The sequence below is a fragment of the Hymenobacter monticola genome (assembly GCF_022811645.1).
GTDB classification, from domain to species: Bacteria; Bacteroidota; Bacteroidia; order Cytophagales; family Hymenobacteraceae; genus Hymenobacter; species Hymenobacter monticola.
This window is the reverse complement of record NZ_CP094534.1, coordinates 4,288,473-4,310,733: the sequence shown is the minus strand read 5'-3', so window position 1 is coordinate 4,310,733 and position 22,261 is coordinate 4,288,473. Positions and strand designations below refer to the sequence as shown.

General features: G+C 63.2%; 18 protein-coding genes, 1 pseudogene and 1 riboswitch. Of the genes and pseudogenes, 6 read left to right on the top strand and 13 right to left on the bottom strand.

Annotation, left to right across the window (positions count from 1 at the left end):
- Positions 1–269 precede the first annotated feature (269 nt).
- Positions 270–2,324, top strand: coding sequence for an alpha-ketoacid dehydrogenase subunit alpha/beta (locus tag MTP16_RS17915; protein WP_380286062.1), 2,055 nt, complete (start codon positions 270–272; stop codon positions 2,322–2,324).
- 90 nt (positions 2,325–2,414) lie between these two features.
- Here MTP16_RS17915 and MTP16_RS17910 read toward each other — a convergent pair whose 3' ends face one another.
- The 3 genes from MTP16_RS17910 to tamL all read right to left on the bottom strand — a co-directional run bounded on the left by MTP16_RS17910 (position 2,415) and on the right by tamL (position 6,668).
- A complete protein-coding gene (locus MTP16_RS17910) occupies positions 2,415–3,026 on the bottom strand; it encodes a hypothetical protein (protein ID WP_243512488.1) in 612 nt (203 codons plus the stop codon).
- An 8-nt stretch (positions 3,027–3,034) separates the two neighbouring features.
- Positions 3,035–3,880, bottom strand: coding sequence for a metallophosphoesterase family protein (locus MTP16_RS17905; RefSeq protein WP_243512475.1), 846 nt, complete (start codon positions 3,878–3,880; stop codon positions 3,035–3,037).
- A gap of 130 nt (positions 3,881–4,010) precedes the next feature.
- A complete protein-coding gene (tamL, locus tag MTP16_RS17900; RefSeq protein WP_243512473.1) occupies positions 4,011–6,668 on the bottom strand; it encodes a translocation and assembly module lipoprotein TamL in 2,658 nt (885 codons plus the stop codon).
- Between tamL and MTP16_RS17895 the strand changes: the two genes are divergently transcribed.
- The gene (locus MTP16_RS17895; RefSeq protein WP_243512470.1) at positions 6,659–7,417 is read left to right on the top strand and encodes an RNA methyltransferase; all 759 of its coding nucleotides are present in this window, start codon (positions 6,659–6,661) and stop codon (positions 7,415–7,417) included. The two genes, tamL and MTP16_RS17895, sit on opposite strands and share 10 nt — an antisense overlap.
- A 74-nt stretch (positions 7,418–7,491) precedes the next feature.
- Here MTP16_RS17895 and MTP16_RS17890 read toward each other — a convergent pair whose 3' ends face one another.
- The 5 genes from MTP16_RS17890 to MTP16_RS17870 form a co-directional block, all read right to left on the bottom strand.
- A complete protein-coding gene (locus tag MTP16_RS17890) occupies positions 7,492–8,661 on the bottom strand; it encodes a PorT family protein (RefSeq protein WP_243512464.1) in 1,170 nt (389 codons plus the stop codon).
- Positions 8,662–8,685: 24 nt separating this feature from the next.
- Positions 8,686–9,753, bottom strand: coding sequence for a hypothetical protein (locus MTP16_RS17885; RefSeq protein WP_243512458.1), 1,068 nt, complete (start codon positions 9,751–9,753; stop codon positions 8,686–8,688).
- 47 nt (positions 9,754–9,800) lie between these two features.
- The gene (locus MTP16_RS17880) at positions 9,801–10,358 is read right to left on the bottom strand and encodes an RNA polymerase sigma factor (RefSeq protein WP_243512456.1); all 558 of its coding nucleotides are present in this window, start codon (positions 10,356–10,358) and stop codon (positions 9,801–9,803) included.
- A 147-nt stretch (positions 10,359–10,505) separates the two neighbouring features.
- Positions 10,506–11,801: a chloride channel protein gene (locus MTP16_RS17875; RefSeq protein ID WP_243512453.1), complete on the bottom strand. Its 1,296-nt coding sequence runs from the start codon at positions 11,799–11,801 to the stop codon at positions 10,506–10,508.
- Between the two features lie 45 nt (positions 11,802–11,846).
- Positions 11,847–11,921: riboswitch (Fluoride riboswitch) on the bottom strand.
- Positions 11,922–12,027: 106 nt separating this feature from the next.
- On the bottom strand, positions 12,028–14,295 hold the full coding sequence (locus tag MTP16_RS17870; protein WP_243512450.1) for a heavy metal translocating P-type ATPase: 2,268 nt from the start codon (positions 14,293–14,295) through the stop codon (positions 12,028–12,030).
- 215 nt (positions 14,296–14,510) lie between these two features.
- Between MTP16_RS17870 and MTP16_RS26145 the strand changes: the two are divergent.
- Both MTP16_RS26145 and MTP16_RS26140 read left to right on the top strand, forming a co-directional pair.
- Positions 14,511–14,972: pseudogene (locus MTP16_RS26145) on the top strand (ATP-binding cassette domain-containing protein); the annotation flags it as partial.
- Between the two features lie 144 nt (positions 14,973–15,116).
- A complete protein-coding gene (locus MTP16_RS26140) occupies positions 15,117–15,488 on the top strand; it encodes a TOBE domain-containing protein (RefSeq protein WP_407932740.1) in 372 nt (123 codons plus the stop codon).
- Between the two features lie 70 nt (positions 15,489–15,558).
- On the opposite strand, the gene MTP16_RS17860 is transcribed toward MTP16_RS26140, so the two are convergent.
- The gene (locus tag MTP16_RS17860) at positions 15,559–15,918 is read right to left on the bottom strand and encodes a CoA-binding protein (RefSeq protein ID WP_243512446.1); all 360 of its coding nucleotides are present in this window, start codon (positions 15,916–15,918) and stop codon (positions 15,559–15,561) included.
- A 116-nt stretch (positions 15,919–16,034) separates the two neighbouring features.
- Positions 16,035–17,603: an NAD(P)/FAD-dependent oxidoreductase gene (locus MTP16_RS17855; protein WP_243512444.1), complete on the bottom strand. Its 1,569-nt coding sequence runs from the start codon at positions 17,601–17,603 to the stop codon at positions 16,035–16,037.
- Positions 17,604–17,802: 199 nt separating this feature from the next.
- Between MTP16_RS17855 and MTP16_RS17850 the strand changes: the two genes are divergently transcribed.
- The gene (locus tag MTP16_RS17850) at positions 17,803–19,110 is read left to right on the top strand and encodes an MFS transporter (RefSeq protein WP_243512442.1); all 1,308 of its coding nucleotides are present in this window, start codon (positions 17,803–17,805) and stop codon (positions 19,108–19,110) included.
- Between the two features lie 5 nt (positions 19,111–19,115).
- Here MTP16_RS17850 and MTP16_RS17845 read toward each other — a convergent pair whose 3' ends face one another.
- From MTP16_RS17845 to MTP16_RS17835, 3 genes are all read right to left on the bottom strand, one after another.
- The gene (locus MTP16_RS17845) at positions 19,116–19,406 is read right to left on the bottom strand and encodes a hypothetical protein (RefSeq protein ID WP_243512440.1); all 291 of its coding nucleotides are present in this window, start codon (positions 19,404–19,406) and stop codon (positions 19,116–19,118) included.
- A 98-nt stretch (positions 19,407–19,504) separates the two neighbouring features.
- Entirely contained in the window at positions 19,505–20,215 is a 711-nt protein-coding gene (locus MTP16_RS17840; protein ID WP_243512439.1) for a DUF2071 domain-containing protein, read from the bottom strand.
- A gap of 76 nt (positions 20,216–20,291) precedes the next feature.
- Positions 20,292–21,284: a tryptophan 2,3-dioxygenase family protein gene (locus MTP16_RS17835; protein WP_243512435.1), complete on the bottom strand. Its 993-nt coding sequence runs from the start codon at positions 21,282–21,284 to the stop codon at positions 20,292–20,294.
- Positions 21,285–21,531: 247 nt separating this feature from the next.
- Here MTP16_RS17835 and sdaAB point away from each other — a divergent pair, with 247 nt between their 5' ends.
- Complete coding sequence (gene sdaAB, locus MTP16_RS17830; protein ID WP_243512432.1) at positions 21,532–22,212, top strand: L-serine ammonia-lyase, iron-sulfur-dependent subunit beta; 681 nt, start codon at positions 21,532–21,534, stop codon at positions 22,210–22,212.
- Positions 22,213–22,261 lie beyond the last annotated feature (49 nt).

Below are 22,261 nucleotides of genomic sequence, written 5' to 3'. Positions count from 1 at the left end.
AAGTTGGCAAAAAAGCCGCTGCCGGGCGACGATGGCTGCCCGGCAAAGCATGGGCAAAGATACGGCCGCGCAATGGGCGTACTTTTGCAGCCTCACCCGCTTCGCCCCAGATGTCTGATTTTGCTGCTCCCACCGCTTCCGAAACCACCGACCTGCCCAACCCCCGCGTAGCCAGTGCCGCCGCGGCTGCCGCAGCTGCTTTCTCGGCCGGCCCGGCGCCCGGCCCGGCCCCGCTGGGCCCCGAGCTGCTGCGCCGCGCCTACCGCCTGATGCACACCGCCGCCGCCATGGCCGACCTCTACGAGGAGCAAAAAGCCATTTCGGCCCGCTACGTGCACGCCACCGCCCGCGGCCACGAAGCCGTGCAGCTGGCCGCCGCCTTTCACCTGCGCGAAACGGATTTTGCCGCGCCTTACTACCGCGACGACGCCATGCTGCTCGGTCTGGGCCTGCGCCCCTACGAGCTGATGCTGCAGCTCATGGCCAAAGCCGACGACCCCTTCAGCGGCGGCCGCACGTACTACTCGCACCCCTCGCTGCGGCGGGCCGGCGTGCCGGTGATTCCGCATCAAAGCTCGGCCACCGGCATGCAGGCCATTCCGGCCACGGGCATGGCTCACGCCATCAAATACCTGGAATCGGTGGGCGGTGAGCAGCTGGCGGGCAGCAGCGAAGCATTCAAAGCTTCGCGGGAACGACTGACCCGCAATGCCGCGCTCGCGCTGTGCTCGATTGGCGACGGGGCCATGACCGAAGGCGAAGTGGCCGAGGCACTGCAAATGGCCATTTTGCACCAGCTGCCCATCATCTACCTGGTGCAGGACAACGACTGGGGAATTTCGGCTACGGGCCGCGAGATGCGGGCCATGAACGCCTACGAGTTTGCGGCCGGCTTCCCGGGCCTGCGCCGCCTGCAGGTCGATGGAGCCGATTTTGGCTCTTCCTATGCTGGCCTCGCCGAAGCAGTTGCGCACGTACGAGCCCGGCGCGGGCCGGTGCTGGTGCACGCCAAGTGCCCGCTGCTGGGCCACCACACCAGCGGCGTGCGCCGCGAGTGGTACCGCCACGACCTCGCCAACCACCAAACCCAGGACCCGCTGCCGCGCCTGCACCAGCAACTGTTGGCGGGCGGTTTTTCGGAAGAAGAGTTGAATGGCCTGCAAGCCGAGGCCCGCGCCACGGTGCTGGCGGATTGGAACGAGGCCCTGGCCGCACCCAACCCCGACCCGGCCACCTTTGCCGACCACGAGTTTGCCCCACCAACCGTGACGGCCGAAGCGGGTGAGCGAAGCCCCGCCGGCGCCGAAAAAGCCCTCATGGTAGACGCCGCCCTGCACGCCGTGGACGACATTCTGCGCGAGTTTCCCGAGGCCTTGTTCTACGGGCAGGACGTGGGCGGAGAATTGGGCGGCGTGTTCCGCGAGGCGGCGCTATTGGCCAAAAAGTATGGCGACGCCCGGGTTTTCAACACGCCCATTCAGGAGGCCTACATTGTGGGCAGCACGGCCGGCATGGCGGCGGTGGGCGCCCGGCCCATCGTTGAAATTCAGTTTGCCGACTACATCTGGCCGGCGCTGAACCAGTTGGTGGAGGAACTGTCGAAGTCCTGCTACCTCACCATGGGCAAGTTCCCCATTCCTGCGCTCATCCGCGTGCCCATCGGGGCCTATGGCGGCGGCGGCCCCTACCATTCGGGCTCGATTGAAAGCACGCTGCTTACCATTCGGGGCATCAAGGTGGTGTATCCGAGCAACGCAGCCGATATGAAAGGCCTGATGCGCGCCGCTTTCCTCGACCCCAACCCGGTGGTGATGCTGGAGCACAAAGGCTTATACTGGAGCAAGGTGCCGGGCACCGAAGACGCCAAAAACGTGGAGCCGGCCGCGGGCTACGTGGTGCCGCTGGGCCGGGCCGCCGTGGCCCAGGAAGCCGACGCCGAGAAGCTGCGCCGCGGCGAAACCGCCTTGGTCGTGACCTACGGCATGGGCGTGCACTGGGCCAAAGCCGCAAGCCGCGACTACGCCGGCCAAATCGAAATCCTGGACCTGCGCACCCTCAATCCGCTGGATTTCGAGGCCGTGACCGCCGCCACGCGCCGCCACGGCAAGGTGCTGGTGCTCACCGAAGAGCCACTGATGAACAGCTTCGCCGAAAGCCTGGCCGGCCGCATCCAGCGCCATTGCTTCGAGGCGCTCGACGCGCCGGTGTTCACCCTGGGCGCGGCCAACCTGCCAGCCATTGCCTTGAACGTAGACCTGGAAAAACAAATGCTACCCAGCGCGGCCAAGGTGTCCGCGACGTTGGGCGAGCTGCTGGGGTATTAGCCTGGTTGGAATGTTAACAATGCAAGAGGCCCGGGTAGCATGTGCTGCCCGGGCCTTTTTGTCGGTGAAATACCGGCTTCTTTCCGCATCCTACCACAGCTGCATGCGCAGGCCAAAACCCAGCGTAAGAATGTCGCTAAAGGGCAGGCTGCCGTTGGCGCTGGTCCAGCTCGTGAAGTACAAGTCGTTGGTAACAAGCTCATAATACGCCATTACCGACCGGGGGTGGCCGCGCTTGGTAGGCTTCAGCGCATAGCCCGCGCTGCTGCCCACAAAGGCCCCCCAACGGGTGTGCGACGACCACCAGTAATAGTCTCCATCGTACTTGCTGCCCCGGGTAGTGGTGAGGCCCCGGCTGGCCGAATAGTTGGCTACGCCGCCCACCGTGAAGGGCTGCACGCGCCACGGGCTGGCCTTGAGGGAAAGGCGCCAGGGCGTATAGCTGGCTTTAACCGTGAAAATGCCCATGGGCGTAATGCTAAGGTTCTTGGGGAGGTAGCCCGCCAGCGTCTCCACGGCCAGCCGGTTGCGGCTGGCCGTCCAGCCGGCGCCCACAGCCACCAGGCCCTGGCCGCCGGCCGTGTGCACCAGCAGGCGCGAGGGCACGTACCAGCGCAACCGCGCGGAGGGCACCGGAATAGTATCGGCCGGCGCCAGGCTGTGCGGGCCCCAGGCGGCAAGCGGCAGGAGGAGTAAAGTCACTAAGCTCATCAGAAATCAATGGTTTTGAGCTTGAACTGATTGCGGCCCCACAGCGTGAGAATAACATAACGACGCTTCTCGAAGCTGTACGAATTGATGAGCGTGAGCCCCCCGCCGTAGGGATGCGTAACGCTGAAGTCGTGCCGGTGCCCGTTCAGCGCCAGGGACAGGCGCGGTGCGGCTTTCAGCGCCGCCACGTAGGGCTCCTCCAACTGCGGGTCGAAGTCTTCGTCCATGGGCGGCACGTGGTTGATGACCACCTGCCGTTGCACGCCCGCAGTGTCGGCCAGCTGCTGCTGCAGCCAATTGATGTTGGGCACGGTGCCATCGAAGCGGTATTCCCGGCCGTTGGTGTTCAGCATGATGAAGCGGGTGCCGGCGTAGGTAAACACGTAGTCCAGCGGCCCAAACACTTCCTGGTACACCCGCCGGCCGTTGGCCGCGTGGTCGTGGTTGCCCACCACGGTCAGGTAGGGCACGCGCAGTTTTTTCAGCTTGTCGTGCACCCACCGCATCTCGCGGCCCAGGCCAAAATCGGAAATGTCGCCGGCCACCACCAGTAGGGAAATGCCGGGCTGCCGATTCACGCTGGCCACCAGGTCTTCGGCCTCCTCGTAAAACCGCTGCGAATCGCCGGTGAACACGAAGCGCAGCGTATCGCCTGCGGGCAACGGCTGCCGGGCCAGCGCAGTCATGTTCTTGGCCGTGAGGTCGCTGTATGCGGCGGGCGAAGACGTTTGGTTGGGGCTGAACTCAATCAGCTCGCAACCAGCGAGCAAAGCTAGGCCGGTGCTCAGTGCCAAGGCATGACTTAGCGCTGAGCGCAGGCCAGAAGAAGTAGAAGTATTCATCATGCGCAATTGGCGGCGGGCCCGAACCGTACTTCACCAAGGAACTACGCATGAGCAACAGATTTACTTCAGAATTGCTGCAAAAATTCTTCAGAAGGCCTATGCATCCAGACCAAATTGCCGAATTGCTGGATTAAAAAGGATACCCGATGCCCAGGTTGAACGCAATGGGGTTGGCGGTGGAATTGAAATAACGCAGTGCCCAGTTCTGCCCGGTGGGGGCGGTGGGGTCGTAGATTTTGGTGGCCACGTCGAGGCGCAGGATGAGGAACGTGAAGTCGAAGCGCACCCCGAAGCCGGCGTCGGCGGCTATCTGCCGGTAAAAGGTGTTGAGCTGAAACTGGGCGCCGGGCCGCAGGTATTCGCCGTCTTTGTTCTTCCGCTCCTGCAGGCCCCATACGTTGCCAAAATCAGTGAAGACGGCGCCTTTGATGAAGCTGTAAATCGGAAAGCGGTATTCGGCGCTGCCTTCCAGCAGCAACTCACCCGGTTGCTCGGAAATAAGGTCGCGCTCGCCCGTGACGAGGCGGGGCGTGTAGCCGCCCGGCCCGAGGCGGCGCGGTGCCCAGGCGCGCAGGCTGGTGGAGCCGCCGGCAAAAAACGACTTGTCGTAGGGGATGATGTAGGCGTCGTACTTGACCTCGGGGTCGGGGTCGTAGGTGCGGGTGAGGGCGTGCACCACGCCGCCGTTCAGACGCCAGGCAAAGTAGGTTCGGGGTGTGAGGCGGTAGTAGCGGCGGTAGTCGGCGCTGAAGCGGGCAAAATCATACACATTCAGCCCCGTTTGTTCAAACAGCGCATCTTTGTAGAGGTGGCGGGTGAGGCCGCCAAGCTCGGCAAACAAACGCAGGTAGCGCGCGTCGCGGGTTTGGGTGAAATCGTTGGAATTATAGAGTGAGGTGAAGCTAAAGCTGGGCTCAATCTGCTTGCTGAAGGAGCGGATGAGCGACGAGCCCTGGGTGTCGCGGTAGTATTCCAGCCGTCTATCAAACGCGGGGTCGGTGCGCAGGGTATTGACCAGCGTGATGACGACCGGCGAGAAAACGTACTGGTGAAACACCGAGCGTTGCCAGATGTAGTCCCAGGCAAACTCAAAGTTGGAGCGGGTGTATTCGGGCCGGTCCACGAACGTTTCGGAGAGCGAAAAGCGCGTTTTCGGGTTGTAGCTGGTCAGGAAATGGTTGGTTTTGAACGGCACCAGAAACTGCGGCAGCACCAGCGCCGCCGTGGCCCCCAGCTGGGTGGTATACACCGAGGTGAGACTGTTGTCGGTGGTGGCCAGTCGCGTAAGCTGGCCCTCAAAACCGCCCCGCAGACCGATTTCCAGCACCTCGGCCCCGCCAAAGGGGTTCCGCGTCTTCAGGCGCACGTTGGAGAAGGGCCCCACGAGGTTGGCCACGAAGGTGCCCCCGATTTCTGTCGTTTCCGAGAATTTGGGCGCCGGCGAGGCGTTTATTACGGCCACCAGCTCGCCCGTGCTCGGGTGCAAGCCCGAGCTATCGGCGGCGGGCGGGTCGGCCACCTTGCGGTAGTTCACGGTATTGAACCGGAACATGTCGAGGTCGGCCAGCAGGCGCTGGGTTTGCAGCGTGTTGGCCAGGTTGTAGCGCTGGCCGGGGCGCACCAGCACCTTGCGGGCCAGCAGGCTGGTGCTGAATTTCTGCTCGTAGGCCGCGAAGCGGATGGAATCGGTCACGGTGGTGTCGGTGCGCAGGCCCAGGCTGGGGCGCACGCGCAGGGCGCCCGGCGTGCCGGCCCGGCGCAGGGTGTCGCCGGCGGCGTTGCGCAGGGTGCGCCCCACGCCGGCATCCGTGATGAAGCGCACCTGCTTCACCGTGTACACGCGGTGGCCCTGGTTGGGGCCGGGGTTGGCAATGAAGGTACGCAGCCGCACCGTGAATTTCTCGTAGCTGGTGTCGGCTTCGAGCGTGATGTACTGCTGGCGGAAATCGAAGTAGCCCGCGTTTTTAAGCAGAGTTTCGAGGCGGGTGCGCTCCTGCCCGATGAGCTCCTCGTTGTACCGGTCGTTCTCCTTCAGCAGGGTTGCGCCCTGGCCCCGGCGCACCACGGCCGCCACGCCCGAATCGGGGATGCTCGGCGTCTGCAGGCGGTAAAGGAACGGTTGGCCTTCCTTGATGGAGTACGTGACCGTGACGCGGCGGTAGCGCTTGGCGGCGTCCAGCGAATCGGCCTTGCCGGTAAATACGGCGCCCAACGTCCGGGCCAGAAAGCCGCGCCGGTAGCGGGCCGTATCGGTGGCCTCGACGCGGGCCCGGAAGAAACCCTGCGAGCGCAGAAACGTCGTCATCTGCTCCACCGAGCGGCGCGTCATGGCAGTGTCATACACCACTGGGGCCTCGCCCAGGCGCATGATGGCGTTGCCCTTGTCGAGGGCCAGCTGCTTGCGGTTCACCTTGCGCTCGCGCTGGCCGATGAGCTTGCCCAGCCGGGCCGAGTCGGTGCCGGCCGCCTTCATTTTCTCGGCGTACTCGGTCTGAATGGTGCGCAGCTTGCTTTTGATGCGGGCCGAATCGTAGAAACGCTCGCCCAGCTGGTAGATGGCCAGCTTGGGCAGCGGGAATTGGGTGTTAGGTTTTTGCTGGGCCAGCGCGGTGAGGCGTTCTTTGTCGGCCTGCTCCACGCCCTTAATTTCGACCCGGCTGAGCAGGCGCTGGCCCGGCCTCAGCAGCTTAAACGGCGAGCAGGCGGCCAGCAGCGTGAGGCCCAGCACCGGCCCCAGCCGGCGCCAGGGCCGTAGCTTTGAAGAATACGTTGATAACAATGGTTTCAAAAGCACTTGGCAAATACGTGCAGTCGCTGCACCAAAAGAAGTACCGGCAACGCCACGGCGCGTTTCTGGTCGAAGGCGGAAAAAGCGTGTTGGAGCTGCTAAGTTCCGACCTGGAAACGGAACACCTGCTGGCCACGGCCGAATTCGCCTCCCAAAATCAGGCCCAACTGCCGGCCCGGCTGCCCCTCACCCTCGTGTCGGAAGCCGAACTTACCCAACTCGGCACCCTGGCCAACAATACCACCGCCCTGGCCGTGGCCCGCCTGCCCGCCGAAGCACCGCTGCCCCTAACGCTGCCCGAAAGCCAATTGTTGCTGGCCCTCGACGAAGTGCGCGACCCCGGCAACCTGGGCACCCTGCTGCGCCTGGCCGACTGGTACGGCTTGGCCGGCGTGGTGCTCAGCCCCGGCTGCGCCGACGCGTTTGCCCCCAAAACCGTGTCGGCCACCATGGGTGCCTTCGCCCGCGTGCCCGTGTGGGAGCGCGACCTCAGCGCCTGGCTGCCCAAGCTGCCCACCGGCACCGGCATTTTCGGCGCCGATTTGGCCGGCGACAACGTGCACCGCGTGCAGCTGCAGCCCCGCGGCGTGCTGGTGATGGGCTCCGAGTCGCACGGCCTCACGCCGGGCGTGGCGGCGGCCCTCACGCGGCGCCTGCACATCCCGCGCGGGGCCGGCGGCCGGGCCGAAAGCCTCAACGTGGCCATTTCGGCGGCCATTCTGCTGGATAATTTTTTTCGCTTGCAATAGAGACTCCGGATGGCAAAAGACAATAAAAAAAGCGCCTCGGCTTTCCGGGGCGCTTTTTTATCATTCGACTTGCTTTAGAAACCAATAAAGCGGAAGCCGAAGCTGAGGGCCTGGGTTTGGGGGCCCTGGTTTTCCTTGAATACTTCGTTCAGGTTGTACTTGGCATAAAACCGGAGGAAGTGAAAGCCCAGCTCCCCTTGCAGGCCATACTGCCAATTGTTGACGTTGAGGTCGCCGCGCAGCTTGTCCTCGTGCTTGTTGTCGCTGCCGGCCAGCTTGTACTCTGTGGTAATGTTGCCGCCCACGCGGTAGCCGCCAAAGGCGCCAATGCCCGCCGACAGGGTGCGCTTGTCTTCTTTGTTGCGCAGCTTGAGGCGCAGCATCAGGGGCAGGTTCAGGGAGTTGATGACAAGCTTGGAATCGTCAATCTGCTTGCTATCGGGAGCGCGCTCCGCGGTCGTCACACCGCCGCTTTTCACCCACTGGTCGTTGCCGCGCAGCATGAAACTGTTGCTCACGAACTCAGGACCGAAAGTGAGGGCCAGCTTGGCGCGCTTGCTGTATGCCAGGGGCTGCACGTAGTCGAGGCCGATACCGGTCATGCCCGAACCGCCGAATAGGGACCAATAGCGAAGGGAGGGAGGACCCGAACTCACGCTGTTGGTCGACGAATTGACGAACGTGTTGTAGCCGAGCTCCAAGTGCAGGTCCACCGTGTGGCGGTCTTTCCGGTTGGCGCGTTTCGCCGAGTCCCCTTTCGCGGTAGCTTTGGCGCTGCCGTTCGTGTCGATGGAGATGGAGTTTACGCCATTGATATCGCTATCGGTCTTGATGCCGAATTTTTTGTTCAGAAACACCTGCGTTTTGGTGGGGCCTTTGGTGCCGTCGGTGCCGGGCTTGTGGGCCGTGATGCGGATTTCCTCGGGCAGGTTCTGGCCGGGCTGGTCTTTGTCGGGGTAGAAGCGCATCGTCACCTGGTTGGTGGTGCCGGCCTTGGCGGCGGCCTCGGCCTGCGTGATGTAGGTGGCCAGGCGGGTGGTGAGCGAGTCGAGGTGGTAGTTTTTGAGCTGGCGCAGCTGGGCCGCGTCGCGCACCGTGAGGGTGAGAGTGGCGCGGTTGGGCAGGCGCATCACAATGGTGTCTTGCACCGAGGCGGGCAGCGCGAGTCGGGTGGCGCGGGCCTCGTTCAGCCCGGCCGTGAGGGCAGTTAGCAACAGAAAAGAGGGGAGAAAAGCGCGTTGCATGATTTCTAAAAAGAAAGAAGTGAATTACAATTGAATGGATTTCGTGACCGTGCGGCCGGCCAAGGTGGCCCGCAGCGTCACGTTTTCGGGCAGGCCGGTCACCTCGGCCAGGTTGACCTGCTCGCCCCGCACCAGGCGGCCGCCCAGTTGGAGCAGGCGCCCGCCCAGGCGCTTGCGCTCAGCCGGGGCTTCGGCCGAAGCCAGGGCCGAGGTAGCGGCCTTGGCAGGCCGAGCGTCGGCGTCGCCGGCCCGCACATCCACCGTGATGAGCCCGCTGGCTGTGGCCGGGACGTTTTCCACGGTCGGATTGGATTGGGGTGCCTGGGCAACCATCGGCGTATTTATCAAGGCCTTCCGGTGCTCGTCAACGCCGGAAGCGGGGGCCGGGTGAGCGGCGGGCTGGGCCGGGGTGCGGGCCACTTGGGGAGCAGTTTCGGTGGTTGCGTCCAACGGCCGGAAGCTTGCTTTCGAGTGGCTTGCAGACTGCTCGCGGGCTGCCTTGCTGGCCTTTGATGCGGTAGATGCAACCATTGCAGGGCGGGTTGCCTCAGTCATTACTTTTTTCTGCAGCGGAACCGAAATAATTGACTGCGCTGCAGCTTTGGCTTCAGGAGTGACCGTGGTTACTGCTGCCACCTGCTGCTGAGGCTGAGCGTCAGCAGCTCCATTGGCGGGGGCACCCGGAGTCACCGGTGCAGTAGAAGGCTGGTTAGTGGTTCGGGCCGACCGCGACGCCACCTCACCCGCCGACATTTTGCCGTTCGGCCAACCCAGCCACAGGCCGCTGCCCACCAGCAGAAACAGCGCCACCGCAGCTGCCATGGCCATGGGCCACCACGCGGCGGCACGGCGCTGCCGGGGGCGCAGGTGTTCGTCTTCGAGGCGTTCCCACAGCTCGCGCCGGGGCGGCGTAGCGTGTTGGGTCAGGCCTTTTTGGAAAAGCTGGTCGAGGCGTTCCGGGGCAGGCGCAGGCGTGGGGGCCGCCTCGGCGGGCACGTGGGCCTGCAGGCGGGCCCACAGGTCGTCGCCGGTCGGTGAGGCATGGCCGTCGAGCTTCTCGCGGAATAAATCATCAATATTTTCGGGAGGCATATTTATTATTAGCTAGAAATCGTGGTTGAAAAGCGCCGAGCCCCGGGTCATTCGGTGGTCACGGCGGCGAAGCTGACGCGGCGCTGCAGCATGGCGCGGGCCTTGCTGAGCTGCGACTTGCTGGTGCCTTCGCTGATGCCCAGCAGCTCGGCAATTTCCTGGTGGCCGTAGCCTTCCAGGGCGTAGAGGTTGAACACCGTGCGGTAGCCCGCCGGCAGCGTGGCCAGCAGGTGCATCAGGTCTTCGACCTGCAGTTGGGTGTCGGCGGTGGCGGCGGTAGTGGCCAGGTTTTCGGGTTGGGCAAAATCTTCGAACGACACCGTCATCATTTCGCGCTGGCGCAGCTGCATCAGCGCCTCGTTCACCATGATGCGCCGCACCCAGCCCTCAAAGCTGCCTTCGAAGCGGTAGTTGGGCAGGGCCCGGAACATCTTGGCAAAACCTAAAATCATGGCTTCCTCGGCGTCTTCGCGGCGCTTGAGGTAGCGGCGGCAAACGGTGAGCATGAGCCCGGCCAGTCGGTCGTAGAGCTGGCGCTGGGCCCGGTGCTCGCCGCGCACGCAAGCGGCAATGAGTTCGACTTCGGTCACGGTAGGGGTGGGCAAAAAGCAGAAAAGCGGGTGAGTTGAGGCGTCAGATGCAGATTAGCAGCTAAGGGTTGTCTGGGTATGAAAAAAAATTAGCAAAAGGGAATGGTCGTGCTGAGCAAATCCACCAGGTTTCGCTTCTCTCGCTTGTTCTCAAGCGCAGCATCAAAGCTCGCCCAGCGGCTTGCCCTGCTGGCGGCCTTCGCGCAAGTGCTTGGCCTGTCCAATTACCTGCGAGCTGTAAATGCCTCGGTGTCCGGAAAACAAGTAAGCCACCACGCAGCTGATGCCCAGGTAAATGCCCGCATGGCTACCGAATAATTCCAATCCCATCAGCGTGCAGGCCAGCGGCGTGTTGGCCGCGCCGGCAAACAAGCCCACAAAGCCGAGCGCCGCCAGCAAAGCCACCGGCAGCGGCAGCACCACGGTCAGGGCACTCCCCAGCGCCGCCCCCATAAAAAACAGCGGCGTCACCTCGCCGCCCTTGAAGCCGCAGCCCAGGGTGAGGGCCGTCAGGGCCAGTTTCAGGGCCCAGTCGGTGGGCGGCAGCGGGTGTTGGAAAGCCTCAACGATGACCGAAATGCCGAGGCCATCGAAACGGTTGGGGCCCAGCGCCCACAGCAACGGCACCAGTAGCGCCCCGCCCACCACCGGCCGGAGCGGGGCATAAGCAATGCGCCTGAACAAGCGCGTGAGCCCATGCGTGAGCCCCGCGAAACCGCGCGCTGTCAGCCCGCAGAGCACGCCCACCAGTAGCGCGCCTCCCAGCGAAAGGGCCGAGAGCGGCAGCGTCGGCAGCGCTGGGTAGGAAGTGTGGCCCACACCCCAGGCCCGTGTCACGGCATCGGCCAGCACGGCGGCCAGGAAGCTGGGCACCAGGGCATCGTAGCGAATGGAGCCTAACAGGAAGACTTCCAACCCGAAAACCGCGCCCGCCAGCGGCGTACCAAACACCGACGCAAATCCTGCGCTCATGCCCGCGATGAGCAGCAGGCGCCGGTCGCGCGGGCACAAACCCAGCCAGCGCGTCAATTGGTCGGCCAGCGCCCCGGCCATCTGCACGGCCGTGCCCTCGCGGCCCGCCGAGCCCCCGAACAAGTGCGTGGCCAAGGTGCCGCCCAGCACCAGCGGCAGCAGCCGCAAGGGGATGAGCTGGCGGGGCTGATGGATTTCGTCGAGAATCAGATTATTGCCCCGCACCGCGCGCCCGCCAACATAATGGTAGGCCAGGCCGATGAGCAAGCCCGCGCCCGGCAGCAGCGCCAGCGCCCACGGGTGGGCTTCGCGCCAGCGCGTCACCCAATCCAGTGCCACCAGAAAACCAGCCGAGGCCGTGCCCGCCAGCGCCCCCAACAGCGCACAAATAAGCAGCCAGCGCAGCAAATACAGGAGGCCGGCCGTTGTGTCTAAACGGCGAACATGGGTGGGCAGGAGGCGGGCAAAATCGAAGCGAGGGGCCATGGCGGCGAACGTGATGAGCTAGACGGCGCGGCCCCTGTGGCCGTCCGGGCGGTAGGAATCATCAGCGCGGAGCGGGGAAGCTCCGGCGGTTCGCGGTGGAAATCCATCACCGTAAGGCAGCAAATATAGGCGTCTGGGCGTTTCGTTATGAACAGCGCGCATCGGCTCACGTTGGGAATCGTTCACCGCGAGCCGAAGCGCCGCCGCTGGCACAAAGCGGCCTGAGTTACTGGGGACGGAAGCGGCGCAAGCGTAGCGAATTGGTGAGCACCGATACCGAGCTCAGGGCCATGGCGCCGGCCGCCAACATGGGCGAAAGCAGCAGGCCAAACACTGGGTAAAGCACCCCGGCCGCGATGGGAATGCCCAGCGTATTATATATAAAGGCAAAAAATAGGTTCTGGCGGATAACGCGGATGGTTTGGCGCGACAGCTCGATGGCCGTAACCACGCTTTGCAAATCGGAGCGCATGAGGGTGATGCCGGCGGCTTCGAGGGCCACGTCGGTGCCGGCGCCCATGGCCAGGCCGATGTCGGCCTGGGCCAGCGCGGGCGCATCGTTGATGCCGTCGCCCACCATGGCCACCACACGGCCCTCGGCTTGCAGGGCCTTCACCTGGGCGGCTTTATCGGCTGGCAGCACTTCGGCCACGTAGCGCTTGATGCCTACTTTGGCCGCTACCTGGGCGGCGGTGGCAGGGTTGTCGCCGGTTATCATCATTACTTCCAGGCCCAGCTCCTGGAGCTGACGGATGGCCGCGGCCGAACTGGCCCGTACGGTGTCGGCCACGCCGATGACGGCCACGGCCTGGCCGGCTACGGCTACGTAAAGCACCGTTTTGGCTTGTTTCAACAAGGCTTCGGCCTGCCGGCTGACTTCTGGCGAAAGGCTGATGCCGGCTTCCGCCAGCACCCGGGCATTGCCGATGCGCACGGGTACCCCGGCCACGGAGGCTGCCGCGCCCCGGCCTTCGAGGGCCTGGAAATCGGTGGCCGCCAGCGGCGTGGCTTGCTGTGCCTCGGCGTAGCGCACCACGGCCGCCGCCAGCGGGTGCTCCGACCGGCGCTCGACGGCTGCCACCTGGGATAGCAAGGTCGGCACCGACTGGCCCGGCGCTGCCCAGAAATCGGTCACGGCGGGCTCGCCTTGGGTGATGGTGCCCGTTTTGTCGAGCAGCACGGTGTTAACCTGGTACGCTTTTTCCAGCGCCTCGGCGTTGCGGATGAGCACGCCGTGCTCGGCCCCTTTGCCCGTGCCCACCATAATGGCCGTGGGCGTGGCCAGCCCCAGCGCGCAGGGGCAGGCAATGATGAGCACGGCTACAAAATTGACCAGCGCCAGCGGCAGCCGGTGTTCGGCCGGGGCCAGGGCAAACCACGCCGCAAAAGTGAGCAGGGCAATGGCCACCACCGTGGGCACAAACACGGCGCTCACTTTGTCGGCCAGCCGCTGAATGGGCGCGCGGCTGCCCTGGGCGTCTTCCACCAGCTTCACAATTTGCGCCAGCAAGGTGTCGGCCCCGATTTTAGTTACCCGGAAACGGAACGAACCCGTTTTGTTGAGCGTGGCGCCAAACACGGCATCGCCGGTTTTTTTGGTGACGGGCAGGCTTTCGCCGGTGAGCATGGCTTCGTCGAGGGCCGACTGACCTTCGGTGATGACGCCGTCGGTGGCGACTTTCTCGCCCGGCCGCACCAATACGATGTCGCCCAACTGCACCTGCTCAATGGGCACGTCTATTTCCTGGCCGCTGGGGCGCACGAGGCGGGCCGTGCGGGCTTGCAGGCCCAGCAGGGCCCGCATGGCGGCCGATGTCTGGGTTTTGGCGCGCAGCTCCAGCACCTTGCCCAGCAAAATCAGGGCAATGATTGTGGCGGTGGTGTCGTAATAAACTTCGGGTATGAGCCCGCGCTCAGTGAAAAACCCAGGCACCAGCGTGGCGGCTATACTACATAGGAAGGCCGCGCCGGTGCCGAGGGCAATTAGCGTGTCCATGTTGGCGGTGCGGTGGCGCAGGTTTTTCCAGGCGGAGCGATAAAATCCTGCGCCGCTGTAGAGCAGCACCGGCAGCGTGAGCAGGAGCAGGGCCAAGTTGAGCCACTGCATGTTCAAATGGCGCAGGGCAGCGGGCCACAGCATGAGCATGCTCAGCGGCATGATGAGGGCTGCGAGCCCGGCCGCCACCCAAAAGCGCCGCTTCAGGTGGGCGTAAGCCGCCGCTTTTTCCTGGTCGGTTTCGGCCTGGCGCGCGGCCGCGTCGGCAGCGGGGGCACGCTCTACCACCCCATAGCCCGCGTTTTCGACGGCGGCTTTCAAGGCGGCTGGGGTGGCTACCTCCGGCAGATACTGCACGGTCGCTTTTTCGGTGGCGTAGTTCACTACGGCGTTTTGCACGCCGGGCGTGCGCGCCAACGACTTCTCCACAGCCTTCGCACACGCGGCGCAGCTCATGCCTTCAATTTCGAGGGTGGTATTGGCGGGGGAGGGTGACATGGAAAGCGGGTCAGGAAGACAAGCGAAACTTTTAACAAAGGAACCCGCCAATTGCGCGGCCATCCGTACGGAATCAGGATTAAAACATGCGAAATTTTACTTTCGTCCCCGCTTGCTCCGGCGGGCCGGCGTAGCTTGCGGCGGCTTTCGGGCGCCAGGCTTTGGGTAGGGCCACGGCTGACGTTTATATCTGCTGCCCGATTGGTTTGACGCGCATGGAGTTGCTCACGGTTTCGGGTATTGGTTTGGAAGAGCACGGCAACCCGGTGCTGCAAAACATCAGCTTCCGCCAGCCGGCCCACCGCAAGCTGGCGCTGGCCGGCGAGTCGGGCACGGGCAAAAGCACGCTGCTGCAAATCATTGCCGGACTCATTCAGCCCAGCGCGGGCGAGGTGCGCATCGGCGGCGACCGGCTGCGAGGCCCCGCCGAAGTCCTCGTGCCGGGCCACCCCGGCGTGGCCTACCTCTCGCAGAAGTCGGACCTGCCGCACTCCTTGCGCGTGGAGCAAGTGCTGCGCTACGCCAACAAGCGCCCCCCGGCCGAAGCGCAGGCCCTGTACGCCCTCTGCCGCATCGACCACCTGGCCCAGCGTCGCACCGACCAGCTTTCGGGCGGGGAGCAGCAGCGGGTGGCGCTGGCCCGGCTGCTGCTGGGGGCCCCGCGCCTCTTGCTGCTCGACGAGCCGTTCTCCAACCTCGACCGCGGACACAAGCGCATCCTCCAAACGGTCATCGACGAACTGGGCACCCGGCTTGGCATCACCTGCCTGCTCGTTTCGCACGACGCGGCCGATACCCTGCCCTGGGCCGACGAAATCCTGGTGCTGCACCAGGGCCGCATTGTGCAGCAAGGCGCGCCCGCGCAGATTTACCGGCAGCCCATCGATGAATACACCGCGGCTTTGTTTGGCGACTACTCCCTGGTGCGCGGGGCGGCCCGCCGCCGGCTGTTGCCTCGCCAGCCCGCTGCCGGAGCCCTGCTCGTGCGGCCCGAGGAATTTCGCCTTTCAACCACCAAACCGGGCCTGCAAGGAACCGTCAGCTCGGTTCGCTACTTTGGCAATCACGACGAAGTAGAAGTGGCTTTGCCCAATAATGGGGTGCGCGTGCGTCAACCCATCGGCCAGTGGGTGGTGGGCCAAACCGTTTTTGTGTCGCTGGTGCCGAACGGCGGCTGGCTGTTGCAGGCTTGATTGCGCGAAAGAAAAAAGAAGGCGCTGCCAATCAAAATTGACAGCGCCTTTGCAAGCTTAGCCGGCGAGATTAATACTGCCCAATGGACAGCAGCACCAGCGTACAGGCCTCTTCGGTTCGGATGCCGCGCTGCTGGGCCAGGCGTTCCAGCTCCGGGTTTTCAGTGCCGGGGTTGAACAGGATGCGCTTGGGCTTGAGGTCGAGAATATAGTCGTACCAGCCAGGCTGGTTTTGCGGCCCCACATAAAGTGTCACCGTATCGATATCGGTTTCCTGCGGCCGGTCGGTGTGAATGGGCATACCTGCTACTTCACCCTTGCGGATGCCAACGGGCACCACTTCATGGCCGTGTTTTTTGAGCATGTGCGCTGCCCGGAAAGAGTAGCGGGCGGGGTTATCGGAAGCGCCGAGGACGAGGGTCTTTTTCATGAGAAGGAATTGCAAGTGGAGGAAGCGGCCGCGGGCCGTGGACCGGGCTTGACGAGAGAACAACAAAACGGGCCGCCTGTACGTGCGCCAAGCGGCCCGTTTTGCTCATTGCCCTTCTACGACAAAACGGCCAAAACCGCTTCGGCGCACCGCTCGCCGTCCATGGCCGCCGACACGATGCCGCCGGCGTAGCCCGCGCCCTCGCCGCACGGAAACAGCCCTGCCACTACCGGATGCTGCAGGGTTTCCCTGTCGCGCGGGATGCGCACCGGCGCAGACGTGCGGCTTTCGACGCCCACAATCTGGGCCGCGTTGGTGGCATAACCCGGAATTTTTCGGCCAAAATCGCGGAAGCCCTGGCGCAGCCGTTCGGCGAGCACCGGGCCCAGCACCTCGTCCATGCGCACCGACACCAGGCCGGGCTGGTAGGAAGTTTCCAGCAATTGGCTGGAAACTTTGTTTTTTAAAAAGTCGCCGAGCAATTGGGCGGGGGCCTGTTGGGTGCCTCCGGCCGCCAGGCAAGCCCGCTGCTCCAGCGCCTGCTGGAAGCGCAGGCCGGCCAGCGCCCCGTGCTGGCGCACGTCCAGGTCTTCCAGCTCCACGGCGGCCACAATGCCGGAGTTGGCAAAGCGCGAGTCGCGCCGGCTCGGGCTCATGCCGTTCACCACCACCTCACCGGGTGCCGTGGCCGCCGGCACAATGAATCCGCCCGGGCACATGCAAAACGAAAACACGCCCCGCTGCCGGCCCTGCACTTCGGTTTGGTGCACCAGCGAATACGAGGCCGCGGGCAGCAAGCCGCGCTCCGTGCGGCGGTACTGGGCCTGGTCAATCAACGCCTGCGGGTGCTCCACCCGCACACCCATCGCAAACGGCTTGGCCTCTATGAGCACGCCCCGGCGGTCGAGCAGCTCGTAAATATCCCGGGCCGAATGGCCGGTGGCCAGAATGGTGGCGTCGGCCTCCACGGTTTCGCCCGCCGCCGTGACCACGCCGCGCAGCCGGTTCTGTTCAATTATCAAATCCGTCACGCGCGTGTCGAACCGTACCTCGCCGCCGGCCTCGATGATGGCTTCGCGCAGGGCCTGCACCACCGCCGGCAGCTTGTTGGTACCGATGTGGGGGTGGGCGTCCACCAGGATGTCGGGGGTGGCGCCGTGCTGCACCAGCCGCCGCAGCACGCGCCCCACGTCGCCGCGCTTGGTGGCGCGGGTGTAAAGCTTGCCGTCGGAATATGTGCCCGCGCCGCCTTCCCCGAAGCAATAGTTTGAATCAGGGTTAACGGTTTGCTCTTTGTTAATAGCGGCCAAGTCACGGCGACGGGCGCGCACGTCAAAGCCCCGTTCCAGCACGATGGGTTTCAAACCAAGCTCGATGCAACGAAGCGCGGCAAAAAGCCCCGCAGGTCCAGCACCTATTATCAAAACTGGGCGCTTTTGGTTGTTAACATTTGGATAAACAAACCACGGGCCAAGCAATTCTTTTGGTGTGCCTTTTGTGTAAATGCTAGCGCGTAAGCGAATCAGTGGTTGACGGCCGCGGGCATCTATGGAGCGGCGCTGTATGTGCACATAATCAGCTTTTCCCGGGGGTATGCCGGCTTGTCGCAAAATTGCCTCGTAACGCTCGAACTCATCGAATGCTACTTCAGGGGCCAGGAAAATCTCTAAATCTTCTTTATTCATTTGTGTAATATGAAAGGTGGCTATCCTTCAGTAAAGAAATCATTACAAAAAGTCAAACAAAGTTAAGAAGCTCCCAATGGTGCCGCCTAGGCAGGTAGCGAAAACAAACAAGCGCAGAACAATGACGACAGTTCCTGCTAGACCAGCGTAGAACCGAGCCGTTCAATAGTACTGATGCCTTAGCTTCTTTATTTGCTGCATGACTGCTCCCGCTGCTCCCACTTCTCGCCTTCGCTCCATCGTGAGCGGCTCCATTGGCAACCTGGTTGAATGGTACGACTGGTACGCTTATTCGGGGTTTGCCCTTTATTTCGCACCCATTTTTTTCCCCAGCGGCGATGACACCGCCAAGCTCCTCAACACCGCGGCCATCTTCGCCGTTGGTTTTTTGATGCGTCCGCTGGGGGCCTGGCTGCTGGGGGCCTACGCCGACCGCCACGGCCGCCGCGCCGCGTTGCTGCTGTCGGTACGCCTGATGGCCAGCGGCTCGCTGCTCATTGCCGTGGCGCCGGGCTACGCCACCATTGGGGTGGCGGCGCCGGCGCTGCTGCTACTGGCTCGCCTAGTGCAGGGCCTCAGCGTGGGCGGCGAATACGGCACTTCTGCCACCTACTTGAGTGAAATGGCCGGCGCGAGGCACCGCGGCTTCTGGTCCAGCTTTCAATACCTGACCCTAATGGGCGGGCAGCTGCTGGCCTTGGTTGTCCTGCTCGCGCTGCAGCAACTGCTGACGCCCGCACAGCTGGGCGAGTGGGGCTGGCGCATTCCCTTTGTGATTGGCGCTTTGGCGGCCATGGGCGCACTGTTTCTGCGCACCCACATGGGCGAAACGGCCGCCTTCGCGCAGCAAAGACATGCGCAAGGTGAAGCCGCCGCAGCAAGCAGCAGGCCGAGTCAACTAAAGACCTTGTTGCAATACCCGAAAGCCGTGCTAACCGTGGTCGGGCTGACGCTGGGCGGTACGCTGGCTTTCTATACGTTCACCACCTACGCCCAGAAATTCCTGGTCAATACCTCCGGGTTCAGCAAGGAAACTGCAACGGTTATATCCTTTGGGGTGATGACGGTGGCGCTGTTCTTCCAACCCCTGCTGGGCGCTATCTCCGATAAAATTGGCCGGCGGCCGGTGTTGCTCATGTTCGGTATTGGGGCCACCCTGGGCACGGTGCCGGTGCTGCGCGCGCTGGCCCAGACGCACGACGCCTGGCTGGCCGCTGGCTTGCTGGTGGCCGCGTTGTTTGTGGTGAGCGGCTACACATCCATCAACGCGGTAGTGAAGGCCGAGCTTTTCCCCACCGAAATCCGGGCGCTGGGCGTGGGCCTGCCGTTTGCCCTCACGGTGGCCATATTCGGGGGCACCGCCGAGTACGTGGCCTTGTTCGCCAAAGAGCAGCAGGTAGAGGAATGGTTTTACTGGTACGTCACAGCTTGCGCCCTCATTTCTTTGCTGGTGTACTGGCGCATGAGCGAAACCAAGGCCGAAAAAGGGCACTTGAACGACAATTAGCTGGCTTAAGCCAACGGCCCACCGGCGTCGGTGGACGCACTGGTGCTGCCGTTGGCAAAGCCGTTGGCCAGCTTGCCCAGGTCGACATGCGACTTGGCCGTGTTGGCGTACACCTCGGTAAGCATGGCGGTGAGGGCCTTGGCCACTTCGGGTCCGCTACGGGCAATGGCGCCCGAAATAACGCCGTAGTAAAAGGTAGCCAGCGTGTCGCCGTCCCACATCTGGCGCACGTTGTCGTGCAGCTTGCGAGCCTGTTCGAGCGAGGTATCGATTATTCTTTGTTCTTCTTCGGTCATGACGGGTTTTAGTGCGCAGAAGGGCAGCTTACCGCATGTACGCCCCGGCGGCAGGTTTTAGTTGCCGGCCGGCTTCGCTTTCTTTGAGAAAAGCGGGGTTAAAGCGATGGCAGGCGCTGCCATTCGTGTTTGGTGCCCCGCATGAGCAAGGCATTATCAAATTCCACGGAGCCGGCGGGAAACAGTTCCTCGTTGGCAAAGTAGCTGGAGGAAATCCGTTCCACGGCCACTGGTGCTACCTGCCAGTCATTCGTACTCAGCGCTACGCCATCAAAGCCGCAGCCCGTCGCTTGGGGCGAGTAGCCGGCCGACCCCAGCCGGAAAAAGTTTGATGCTTCATCTAAGCTGGAAAACAAGCTTGTGTCCGGCCAGGCTGTGGTTTCTTTGGCTTCTACCTCCAAATACGTATGGTCTGGGCTTTGAAAGGCAACGGCGTATTTTCCCCCGCCTTCAGCTACCTGAAACGTGCTGTGGTGGTGAATGCCCAGAAATTGATTGCCAAAGAAATAATTCAGCCGCGAGGAAGTATCACGCCGCGGAATAAATACGCCTGTCTGCCGTTGCCCCCCAGCTTCCCATTCCACCGCAAAGCGGTGCGCGCCATTCTCCGACGTCAGGCCGAGCAGCGGCGGCAGGCCTTTAATGCGCTCGTGCTTGAGCCGTATCAGGCAAATGCCGACGATGGCGTGCCCCTCGACTACCTGCGCTCTAAATGGGGCCGGCAGCAAGGCGTTGACAGCCGCTACGTCGGCCCGAAAATTAAGCAGCAGGCGGCGGTCGATGACGCCGGTGAGGGGCAGGCTTATCATGGCTTATAAAAAGAGTGAGGACTTATAGGTATGGACGACCTACGCCGTCAAATACTTCATAAGTCCTCACTCTTTTTTATACGCCCACGCCTTCTTCCAGCACGCTTTCGACCCAGCCCTTGCCCCAGTCTTCGAGCTCCTGGGCGCTCCAGAGCTGGGGGTAGAAAATGCGCCGCTGAAACTTGGGCGGCAGGTAGTTGCGCCAGTTGGTGCCGCCGGTGGCGGCCACGTCCACGGGGTTGCGCTGCAGGTAGCGCACCGCCGATTTGAAGTGCATCAGGGGCCAGTTCACGTTCACGCTCACGTCGAGCTGGCGCAGGGCCCGCACCAGGCGCGGGTGGTTGCGCTCGGCCTCGGGCAGGCGCTGCACCACGGCCCACACGTTGCGGTCGTGGAAGGCGGCGGCGTGGCGCACGAGGTCGGCCGTGTACTTGCGTTCGAACTCGATGAGGGTGAGGGCTTTGGCGCCGCTGGCTTCGATGGTGGCGCCGGCTTTCCAGTAAATGCAGCCCAGTAGTTGGTCGAAATCGTGGGCCGAGGCCTCGCCCAGGGTCTGGCGCTTCACCTGGTCGGTGAGGTTTTCTAAGGCGGTGCTGGCAATTTCAATCATGCGGTATTGCACCGACTGAAAGCCCGACGCCGGCATGAGGGCCATGCGGAAATCGAGGAACTGCTGCTTGTCCATGCCGTCGACCATCACGTCGAACGAATCAATGAGGTTTTCGAAGTAGCGGTTGATGCGGCCCAAGCGTAGCACCACTTCGCCGAGGGTCGGCGTTTGCAGGTCGCCAATTTGCTCGTACTCGCAGAGGCAGAGCTTGAAATACAGCTCCGAAATCTGGTGGTACATGATGAAAATCCGCTCGTCGGGCAGGTTGGTGAGCGGGCGTTGGAGGGAGAGTAAAGTGTCTAACTCGATATAATCCCAGTAATTGATGTACTTGGCGTGGTAGAGACCTTCAAGGTAAGCGGCCAGGTCCTGGCCGTCGGGAACGTATTTTTCCTGAAGCCGGCGCAACTGCGCCAGCACAGCCGGAGAAAATTCGTCCGGGGTGGGTGGGGCGGACATAGTAGGGAAGAGGGGGATGAGGTGGGAAAAGCCGTGGGTGGCGGCGCCGGCAAATATCGTCAAAATACTGAGGTTCCAATACCCGCCATTGCGCGGCGTGCCGAACAATTTGCAACTGTGGGGCTTCCGCCGCGTCTCTGCCCCTTGCAATACCAGAACCGTAGCGGCCCGCCGCCGCCTGACCCGTTCAGATTCAGCCTTCGTCCGCTACTTTTAACCCCGCAACCATAGACGGGAGCATTCGCGCATGGCCGAGAAATCCAGCATTTTTGATATGATTGGTCCCGTGATGATTGGACCAAGCTCCTCGCACACCGCCGGCGTGGTGCGCATTGCCCGCGCGGCCATCCGCATTCTGGGCGCCGTGCCCACCGAGGCGGTCATCACGTTCTACAATTCGTTTGCCCGCACCTACGAGGGCCACGGCTCCGACCGCGCCATCGTGGCCGGCCTGCTGGGCTATGCGCCCGACGACACCCGCATCCGTACGGCGTTCGACCACGCGGCCGAGGCGGGCTTGCAGTACACCTTTCAGGGCGTAGGCAATGCTTCGACCATGCACCCCAACACCATCAAGCTGAATCTGCTGGACGGGGCCACCGGGCGCCGGGTAGAAGTAGTGGGGCAGAGCCGGGGCGGGGGCGTCATCCGCATTGTGGAAGTCGACGGGTTTCCGGCTGACTTCTCGGGGTCGTTGCACACGCTCATCATCGACGCCGACGACGTGCCGGGCTCCATTGCCTTCATTGCTTCGGTCATTGCCCACGACCAGTGCAACATCGCCACCATGTTTGTGAGCCGCAAGGGCCGCAACGACGCGGCCCGGCAGTTCATCGAGATGGACAGCCCCATCAAAGAAATCACCCTGGCCTACCTGCGCCAGCTGAGCTGGGTGCAGCACATCACCTACATTCCCACGTTGGAATAAGGCCGTTCAGTAATAAAATTTGCGCATTGCCGATAACGTTATTATTCCC

What these genes read in the sequence shown, in the direction of transcription:
- MTP16_RS17915 (WP_380286062.1), top strand. Translation starts at nt 270, where the DNA reads ATGCACACCGCCGCCGCCATGGCCGACCTCTACGAGGAGCAAAAAGCC.
- MTP16_RS17875 (WP_243512453.1), bottom strand. Translation starts at nt 11,801, where the DNA reads ATGGCCCCTCGCTTCGATTTTGCCCGCCTCCTGCCCACCCATGTTCGC.
- sdaAB (WP_243512432.1), top strand. Translation starts at nt 21,532, where the DNA reads ATGGCCGAGAAATCCAGCATTTTTGATATGATTGGTCCCGTGATGATT.
- MTP16_RS17885 (WP_243512458.1), bottom strand. Translation starts at nt 9,753, where the DNA reads ATGCCTCCCGAAAATATTGATGATTTATTCCGCGAGAAGCTCGACGGC.
- MTP16_RS17855 (WP_243512444.1), bottom strand. Translation starts at nt 17,603, where the DNA reads ATGAATAAAGAAGATTTAGAGATTTTCCTGGCCCCTGAAGTAGCATTC.
- MTP16_RS17860 (WP_243512446.1), bottom strand. Translation starts at nt 15,918, where the DNA reads ATGAAAAAGACCCTCGTCCTCGGCGCTTCCGATAACCCCGCCCGCTAC.
- MTP16_RS17895 (WP_243512470.1), top strand. Translation starts at nt 6,659, where the DNA reads ATGGTTTCAAAAGCACTTGGCAAATACGTGCAGTCGCTGCACCAAAAG.
- MTP16_RS17870 (WP_243512450.1), bottom strand. Translation starts at nt 14,295, where the DNA reads ATGTCACCCTCCCCCGCCAATACCACCCTCGAAATTGAAGGCATGAGC.
- MTP16_RS17905 (WP_243512475.1), bottom strand. Translation starts at nt 3,880, where the DNA reads ATGATGAATACTTCTACTTCTTCTGGCCTGCGCTCAGCGCTAAGTCAT.
- MTP16_RS17850 (WP_243512442.1), top strand. Translation starts at nt 17,803, where the DNA reads ATGACTGCTCCCGCTGCTCCCACTTCTCGCCTTCGCTCCATCGTGAGC.
- MTP16_RS17840 (WP_243512439.1), bottom strand. Translation starts at nt 20,215, where the DNA reads ATGATAAGCCTGCCCCTCACCGGCGTCATCGACCGCCGCCTGCTGCTT.
- MTP16_RS17845 (WP_243512440.1), bottom strand. Translation starts at nt 19,406, where the DNA reads ATGACCGAAGAAGAACAAAGAATAATCGATACCTCGCTCGAACAGGCT.
- MTP16_RS17890 (WP_243512464.1), bottom strand. Translation starts at nt 8,661, where the DNA reads ATGCAACGCGCTTTTCTCCCCTCTTTTCTGTTGCTAACTGCCCTCACG.
- MTP16_RS17835 (WP_243512435.1), bottom strand. Translation starts at nt 21,284, where the DNA reads ATGTCCGCCCCACCCACCCCGGACGAATTTTCTCCGGCTGTGCTGGCG.